Source organism: Vibrio sp. N418, assembly GCF_000222565.1.
Taxonomy (GTDB): domain Bacteria; phylum Pseudomonadota; class Gammaproteobacteria; order Enterobacterales; family Vibrionaceae; genus Vibrio; species Vibrio scophthalmi.
Map to the genome: position 1 here is coordinate 1 of NZ_AFWD01000048.1, position 9,366 is coordinate 9,366.

A 9,366-nucleotide genomic window follows, 5' to 3' on the forward strand; every position below is an offset into this window, starting at 1 on the left:
ATATCGTCATTGTCGCAGCCATAGATTCCCGACGCCTTCCTTCGTCAGTCTAGGGAATGACCAAAGGTTCGACGGTAATATCCTGAGCTTTATTTCACGTAATTGCTGGCAAAGCAGGTCGTCATCCTCAAGAGTGAGGCACGAGCGAGTTGGGGATCTAATTTCCTTTCGTCTTGGTGATGAGTCACCGCTTAATTGAATATCCTCCCCACCGATCTCGCTTCTCGCTTCTCGCTTCTCAATTCTTCAAAAACAAAAAAGGCACCCGAAGGTGCCTTTTTTCTTAAGCTATTGCTCGTCTCGAAGATTAATCTTCAGAAGAGAAGCCAGCGTTTAGAAGTGCTGCTAGGTTATCTGTTGCTTGTTCAGCAGATGGACCTTCTTGCTCTTCAGCGCGCTTAGCTTGACGCTCTTGGTGGTATGCGAAACCAGTACCCGCTGGGATCAGACGACCCACGATTACGTTTTCTTTCAGACCACGTAGCTCATCACGCTTACCAGAAACCGCAGCTTCTGTTAGTACGCGAGTTGTCTCCTGGAACGATGCCGCAGAGATGAACGACTCAGTTGCTAGAGATGCTTTAGTGATACCTAGAAGGTCACGTTCAAAACGTGCAGGCTCTTTGCCTTCAGCTTCTAGATTACGGTTAGCAATCTTAACATTGTGATATTCAACTTGCTCGCCAGGTAGGAACTCAGAGTCACCCGCGTGTGTAATAGTACACTTACGTAGCATTTGACGAACGATAGTCTCAATGTGCTTATCGTTAATCTTAACGCCTTGTAGACGGTAAACTTCTTGTACTTCGTTAGCGATGTACTGAGTTACTGCGTGGATACCACGTAGACGTAGAATGTCATGCGGGGTCTCTGGACCATCTGCAATAACATCACCACGTTCCACTTTCTCGCCTTCGAACACGTTCAATTGGCGATGCTTAGGAATCATCTCTTCGTAAACTTCACCGCTGTCGCGAGTGATCACTAGACGACGCTTACCTTTCGTTTCTTTACCAAAGCTTACTGCACCAGTGTGCTCAGCTAGGATCGCAGGCTCTTTAGGCTTACGAGCTTCGAATAGGTCTGCTACGCGTGGTAGACCACCGGTGATATCTTTGTTTCCGCTCGATTTTTGAGGGATACGAGATAGTGTGTCACCAATGCCAACTTCTGCGCCATCTTCGATGTTAACGATCGCTTTACCAGGTAGGAAGTAGTGAGCTGGCATATCAGTACCAGGGATCATTACATCGTTACCTTGCTCATCTACAAGTTTGATAGCTGGACGCATATCTTTACCTGCAGCTGGGCGAGCAGCCGGATCAGTTACTTCGCTTGAAGATAGACCCGTTAGGTCATCTGTTTGGCGAGAAACTGTTACACCGTCGATCATGTCAACGAATTGGATGCGACCTGCCACTTCAGTGATGATTGGCATGGTGTGCGCTTCCCAGTTAGCAACTACGTCGCCAGCTGTTACCGCATCGTTGTCCGCTTTGCTTAGAATCGAACCGTATGGCAGTTTGTGTTTCTCTTTCGTACGACCGAACTCATCAATGATGGTCATTTCAGATGCACGAGAAGTGATTACAAGCTTGCCAGCTTTGTTGATTACAAACTTAGCGTTGTGAAGCTTAACCGAACCTGTGTTCTTCGCTTGGATGCTGTTCTCTGCTGCTGCAGTAGATGCCGCACCACCGATGTGGAACGTACGCATCGTTAGCTGTGTACCTGGTTCACCGATAGACTGAGCAGCGATAACACCAACTGCTTCACCTTGGTTTACTAGGTGACCACGTGCTAGGTCACGACCGTAACACTGTGCACAACAACCGAAGTCAGCATCACAAGTAACGACAGAGCGTACTTTCATGCTGTCTACAGAGTTCTCTTCCATGATCTGACACCACTTCTCATCAATTAGAGTGTTACGTGGAATTAGAACATCTTCAGAACCTGGTTTAAGAACATCTTCCGCTACAACACGACCTAGAGCCAGCTCAGCCAGTGGAACTTTAACGTCACCACCTTCGATATGAGGCATCATGTCAACACCTTCAACAGTGCCACAGTCATGTTCAGTAACTACAACGTCTTGAGCAACGTCTACTAGACGACGAGTTAGGTAACCCGAGTTTGCTGTTTTCAGTGCTGTATCCGCAAGACCCTTACGAGCACCGTGCGTTGAGATAAAGTACTGAAGGACGTTTAGACCTTCTTTAAAGTTTGCAGTGATCGGCGTTTCGATGATCGAACCATCTGGACGAGCCATCAGACCACGCATACCAGCAAGCTGACGAATCTGAGCTGCAGAACCACGTGCGCCCGAGTCGGCCATCATGTAGATGCTGTTGAACGATTCTTGTTGCTCTTCTTCACCGTCACGGTTAGTCACAGTTTCGTAAGACAAGTTTTCCATCATAGCTTTCGCTACGCGGTCGTTCGTTGATGCCCAGATATCGATAACTTTGTTGTATCGTTCGCCCGCAGTTACAAGACCAGATTGGTACTGTTCTTGAATTTCGCGAACTTCTTCTTCTGCTGCTGAAATTTCAGTGTACTTCGCATCTGGCACAACCATGTCGTTGATACCAACAGATACGCCAGATAGTGCTGCATAAGCAAAACCGGTGTACATGATTTGGTCAGCAAATACTACTGTGTCTTTTAGACCAAGCTTACGGTAACACTCGTTAAGTAGGTTAGAGATTTGCTTCTTACCTAGCTTTTGGTTAACGATGCTGTACGGTAGACCTGCTGGAACGATTTGCCACAACATTGCACGACCGACAGTTGTATCAACCATCTTCGTTTCAGTTGTGCTGTTACCGTCTTCATCAACAACAGTTTCAGTAATACGTACTTTAACGCGTGCGTGTAGTTCAGCGTTCTTAGTGCGGTATGCCTTCTCAGCCTCTTCAGGGCCAGCAAGGTACATGCCTTCACCTTTCACGTTGATCTTGTCACGTGTCATGTAGTACAGACCCAATACAACGTCCTGAGAAGGTACGATGATCGGATCACCTGACGCTGGCGACAGAATGTTGTTCGTCGACATCATCAGAGTACGAGCTTCAAGCTGTGCTTCTAGAGTTAGAGGCACGTGAACCGCCATTTGGTCACCATCGAAGTCCGCGTTGTATGCCGCACACACTAGTGGGTGTAGCTGAATCGCTTTACCTTCGATTAGTACTGGTTCGAACGCCTGGATACCAAGACGGTGAAGTGTTGGTGCACGGTTCAATAGTACTGGGTGTTCACGGATCACTTCGTCTAGGATATCCCAAACGACTGCTTCTTCGCGCTCTACCATTTTCTTAGCAGCTTTGATTGTAGTCGCAAGACCACGAGTCTCTAGCTTGCTGTAGATAAACGGCTTAAATAGCTCAAGTGCCATCTTCTTAGGAAGACCACACTGGTGTAGACGAAGGTATGGACCTACTGTGATTACAGAACGGCCAGAGTAGTCTACACGTTTACCTAGAAGGTTCTGACGGAAACGACCTTGTTTACCCTTGATCATATCAGCAAGAGATTTCAGAGGACGCTTGTTAGAACCTGTGATCGCACGACCGCGACGACCGTTATCTAGAAGGGCATCAACAGACTCTTGCAGCATACGTTTTTCGTTACGTACGATGATGTCTGGAGCCGCTAGCTCTAGAAGACGCTTCAAACGGTTGTTACGGTTGATCACACGACGGTAAAGGTCGTTCAGATCTGAAGTCGCAAAACGACCGCCATCTAGTGGTACTAGAGGACGTAGATCTGGCGGAAGAACTGGAAGTACAGTTAGGATCATCCACTCAGGGTTGTTACCCGAAGTAATGAACGCTTCAACCAGTTTCAGACGCTTAGTCAGCTTCTTACGCTTAGTTTCTGAGTTAGTGGTTTCTAACTCTTCGCGCATTTGTTCAACTTCTGCGTGCATGTCCATAGAACCTAGAAGGTCCTTGATAGCCTCTGCACCCATTTTAGCCGTGAACTCATCGCCCCACTCTTCTAGACGATCCAGATACTCTTCTTCAGTAAGCATCTGAGATTTTTCTAGATCAGTCATACCCGGCTCAGTTACAACGTACATTTCGAAGTAAAGAACACGTTCGATATCACGTAGTGGGATATCCATTAGTAGACCGATGCGAGACGGTAGTGATTTTAGGAACCAGATGTGAGCAACTGGTGAAGCTAGCTCGATGTGGCCCATACGGTCACGACGAACTTTAGTTTGTGTAACTTCAACGCCACACTTCTCACAGATTACACCACGGTGCTTCAGGCGCTTGTATTTGCCACAAAGACATTCGTAGTCTTTTACTGGGCCAAAAATACGCGCACAGAACAAACCATCACGTTCAGGTTTGAACGTACGGTAGTTAATCGTTTCAGGTTTTTTAACTTCACCAAAAGACCATGAACGGATCATGTCTGGTGAAGATAGACCGATTTTGATTGCATCAAATTCTTCGGTCTTATGCTGCGCTTTTAGAAAGTTTAATAAGTCTTTCACAATCAGCTCCTGTAAGGAGTTAAAAGGAGCCCACCTGCAAAAGTGAGCACCTTTTTACCGATAATCGCTTAATTTCCCTGAGCTCACGCTCAGGGGAATAAGTGATTACTCTTCGTCTTCTAGCTCGATGTTGATACCTAGCGAGCGAATCTCTTTCAACAATACGTTGAACGATTCTGGCATGCCAGGTTCCATGCTGTGGTTACCGTCTACGATGTTTTTGTACATCTTAGTACGGCCGTTAACGTCATCTGACTTAACGGTTAGCATTTCTTGAAGCGTGTAAGCAGCACCGTATGCTTCTAGTGCCCATACTTCCATCTCACCGAAACGCTGACCACCGAACTGAGCTTTACCACCAAGTGGTTGCTGAGTTACTAGGCTGTACGAACCAGTTGAACGAGCGTGCATCTTGTCGTCAACAAGGTGGTTTAGTTTCAGCATGTACATGTAACCAACAGTTACAGGACGCTCAAACGAATCACCAGTACGACCATCAAACAATTTAAGCTGACCAGATGTTGGTAGGTCTGCTAGCTCTAGAAGAGCTTTGATTGATGATTCAGGTGCACCATCAAATACTGGCGTTGCGATTGGTAGACCACCACGTAGGTTGCCGATCAATGTACGCACTTCAGCATCAGATAGAGAAGCAATGTCTACAGTCTGACGAGTATCGCCTAGGTCGTAAACTTTTTGCAGGAATTCGCGGAATTTCGCTAGCTCTTGCTGCTCTTTCACCATCTTGTTGATTTTCTCACCGATACCTTTCGCTGCCAGACCTAAGTGAACTTCTAGGATCTGACCGATGTTCATACGCGAAGGTACACCCAGCGGGTTAAGTACGATGTCTACCGGTTGACCGTTTTCATCGTATGGCATGTCTTCAACAGGGTTGATCTTAGAGATTACACCCTTGTTACCGTGACGGCCTGCCATCTTATCACCAGGCTGAATGCGACGTTTAACCGCAAGGTAAACCTTAACGATCTTCAGTACGCCAGGAGCTAGATCATCACCTTGTGTGATCTTACGACGCTTAGTTTCAAACTTCTTATCGAAGTCTGCACGTAGCTCGTCATACTGCTCTGCTAGTTGCTCAAGCTGAGTCTGTAGAGCATCATCTTCAAGCGTTAGCTCTAGCCACTTCTTACGATCAGTCGTGTCTAGTTTCGCTTCAGAGTAGCCACCTTCGATCAATACAGAACGAACACGCGCTAGTAGACCGCCTTCAAGAATTTGGAACTCTTCAGTAAGGTCTTTCTTCGCTTCTTTCAACTGCATCTGTTCAATTTCAAGCGCACGCTTGTCTTTCTCTACGCCATCGCGAGTGAAAACTTGAACATCGATGATAGTACCTGAAACTGAGTTTGGTACACGCAGTGATGTATCTTTAACATCTGATGCTTTTTCACCGAAGATAGCACGTAGTAGCTTCTCTTCAGGCGTTAGCTGAGTTTCGCCTTTAGGCGTTACTTTACCAACTAGGATGTCGCCACCCTTAACTTCAGCACCAATGTAAACGATACCTGACTCGTCTAGTTTAGACAGAGCAGATTCACCTACGTTTGGAATATCCGCAGTGATCTCTTCAGAACCCAGTTTCGTGTCACGCGCCACACAAGATAGTTCTTGGATGTGGATTGTCGTGAAGCGGTCTTCTTGAACTACGCGCTCAGATACTAAGATCGAGTCTTCGAAGTTGTAACCGTTCCAAGGCATGAACGCGATACGCATGTTCTGACCAAGTGCTAGTTCACCAAGGTCTGTTGAAGGACCATCAGCAAGAACGTCGCCACGAGCAACCGGTTCGCCAGGCATTACACATGGACGTTGGTTGATACACGTGTTTTGGTTAGAACGAGTGTATTTAGTTAGGTTGTAGATATCGATACCAGCTTCGCCAGGAATCAATTCTTCTTCGTTCACTTTAACAACGATACGAGAAGCATCTACAGACTGAACAGAACCACCACGTTTCGCAACAACAGTTACACCTGAGTCAACTGCGATGTTACGTTCAATACCAGTACCAACTAGCGGCTTATCAGCACGTAGAGTTGGAACTGCCTGACGTTGCATGTTCGCGCCCATCAAGGCACGGTTCGCATCATCGTGTTCTAGGAACGGGATAAGCGATGCAGCGATTGATACTACCTGGTTCGTTGCAACGTCCATGTACTGAGCGTGTTCACGAGGGTGAAGACCAGATTCACCTTTCTGACGAGCAGTGATTAGCTCATCATCAAATGTACCTTCTTCAGTCAACTTCGTGTTCGCCTGAGCGATAACGTATTGACCTTCTTCGATTGCAGATAGGTAATCAACTTCGTCAGTTACAACACCATCTACTACACGACGGTATGGAGTCTCTAGGAAACCGTACTCGTTACAACGTGCAAACGCAGATAGTGAGTTGATCAAACCGATGTTTGGACCTTCTGGCGTTTCGATCGGACATAGACGACCGTAGTGAGTTACGTGAACGTCACGTACTTCAAAGCCAGCGCGTTCACGCGTTAGACCGCCAGGACCCAATGCAGAGATACGACGTTTGTGCGTAACTTCTGACAACGGGTTGTTTTGGTCCATAAACTGTGAAAGCTGTGAAGAGCCAAAGAATTCTTTAACCGCTGCTGAAATAGGCTTAGCGTTGATTAGATCTTGAGGCATGATTGCATCAAGGTCACCAAGGCTTAGGCGCTCTTTCACTGCACGTTCAACACGTACAAGACCAACGCGGAATTGGTTCTCAGCCATTTCGCCAACTGAACGGATACGACGGTTGCCAAGGTGGTCGATATCGTCCACTTCGCCTTTACCGTTACGGATCGAGATCAGCTTCTTCATCACTTCGATGATATCTAGCTCATCTAGCGTACCTTGCTCGTCTGCATCTGCACGACCAATTGAGCTGTTGAACTTCATGCGGCCAACAGTTGATAGGTCGTAACGCTCTTCAGAGAAGAACAGGCTTTCGAACAATGATTCAGCAGCTTCTTTCGTTGGCGGCTCGCCAGGGCGCATCATGCGGTAGATTTCTACCAGTGCAGAAATACGATCAACAGTGCTGTCGACGCGTACAGTTTCTGACATGAAGGCACCGTGGTCTAGATCGTTCGTAAATAGAACTTCTAGCGCTTTGTGGCCAGCTTGAGAAAGGTTCGCTAATGCTTCAAGACTGATCTCTTGGTTAGCAGAAACGATAACTTCGCCAGTCGCTTCATTAACGTAATCTTTCGATGCAACTTTACCAACGATGTACTCAACTGGTACTTCGATGTGGTCAACGCCTTCTTTTTCAAGTTGACGGATATGACGCGCAGTTACACGACGACCTTGCTCAATATATACTTTGCCGTTTGCTTCAATATCAAACGAAGCAGTCTCACCACGTAGACGCTCTGGGATCAACTCCATTAGTAGAGTTTGATCTTTCACTTGGAAGTTAACTTTCTCGAAGAATAGATCTAGGATCTCTTCGGTAGTCTTACCAAGTGCACGCAAAATAATTGATGCAGGTAGCTTACGACGACGGTCGATACGTACGTACAGGTTGTCCTTAGGATCGAACTCAAAGTCTAACCATGAGCCACGGTAAGGAATGATACGTGCGTTGTATAGAACTTTGCCTGATGAGTGGGTCTTACCCTTATCGCTGTCGAAGAAAACGCCTGGGCTTCTGTGCAGCTGGGATACGATAACCCTCTCGGTACCGTTAATTACGAAGGTACCGTTGTCTGTCATAAGCGGAATTTCGCCCATGTAGACTTCTTGTTCTTTAATGTCTTTTACAGTACCTGCTGGCGCGTCTCGATCAAAGATCACAAGGCGTAGTTTTACGCGTAGTGGCTTTGAGTAAGTAACACCGCGGATTTGACATTCTTTAACATCAAAAACTGGCTCACCAAGACGGTAGCTAACGTATTGCAGCTCGGAATTGCCGTTGTAGCTCTGAATTGGAAAAACAGAACGGAAAGCAGCCTCAAGACCGTATTGCCCCTCAGGATCCTGTTCGATAAATTTTTCGAACGAATCGAGCTGGATCGATAGCAGGTATGGAATGTCCAAAACTTGTGGACGAGTACCAAAGTCCTTACGGATGCGCTTTTTCTCGGTATAAGAGTAAACCATGGGGTTCCTCAGCTCGCTGATAAGTGACCCAAACTGTCCGCCTGACGGGTGGGACAGTGACTAACAACTGTTTACTGTAGTCTCATGTGATTCGATGAACATCATGAGTTTTGCTCGGATAAAGGTGCTTAAACAGCGGGAAAATTCACCTAGACCCTACAGCGCAAAAAGGCCGGTGGTTAATAAACCACCAGCCATTAGCCTTGCGGCTATGAAATTAAGTAATAATTACTTGATTTCAACAGAAGCGCCAGCTTCTTCTAGCTGTGCTTTAAGAGCTTCAGCTTCAGCTTTTTCTACGCCTTCTTTAAGAGCAGCAGGTGCGCCGTCTACAAGAGCTTTAGCTTCTTTAAGGCCTAGACCAGTTGCGCCACGTACAGCTTTGATAACTTGTACTTTGTTAGCGCCAGCAGCAGTTAGGATTACGTCGAATTCAGTTTGCTCAGCAGCAGCTTCAGTAGCAGCACCACCAGCAACTACAGCAGCAGCTGCAGTAACACCGAATTTTTCTTCCATTGCTTCAATTAGTTCAACAACTTGCATTACAGACATTTCTGCAACTGCGTCTAGGATTTGCTCGTTAGTAATAGACATAACAATTCTCTTTTAAGTCAACAATAAGTTTATTTTGCAACCAGTAAAAAAAGCAAGGCTTACGCCGCAGCTTCTTCTTTTTGATCGCGGATAGCAGCGATAGTACGTACCAGCTTGCCAGCTGAAGC

Annotated in this window: 3 protein-coding genes and 1 pseudogene; all 4 read right to left on the minus strand. The window is 46.6% G+C overall.

Translation table 11 applies throughout. The features are described from left to right. Positions 1–307 precede the first annotated feature (307 nt). Complete coding sequence (gene rpoC / locus RH86_RS10000; protein ID WP_005596700.1) at positions 308–4,510, minus strand: DNA-directed RNA polymerase subunit beta'; 4,203 nt, start codon at positions 4,508–4,510, stop codon at positions 308–310. A gap of 105 nt (positions 4,511–4,615) precedes the next feature. Beyond that, complete coding sequence (rpoB, locus tag RH86_RS10005; RefSeq protein WP_005596698.1) at positions 4,616–8,644, minus strand: DNA-directed RNA polymerase subunit beta; 4,029 nt, start codon at positions 8,642–8,644, stop codon at positions 4,616–4,618. A 228-nt stretch (positions 8,645–8,872) separates the two neighbouring features. Then, entirely contained in the window at positions 8,873–9,238 is a 366-nt protein-coding gene (gene rplL, locus RH86_RS10010; protein ID WP_005596695.1) for a 50S ribosomal protein L7/L12, read from the minus strand. A gap of 59 nt (positions 9,239–9,297) precedes the next feature. After that, positions 9,298–9,366: pseudogene (locus RH86_RS20405) on the minus strand (50S ribosomal protein L10); the annotation flags it as partial.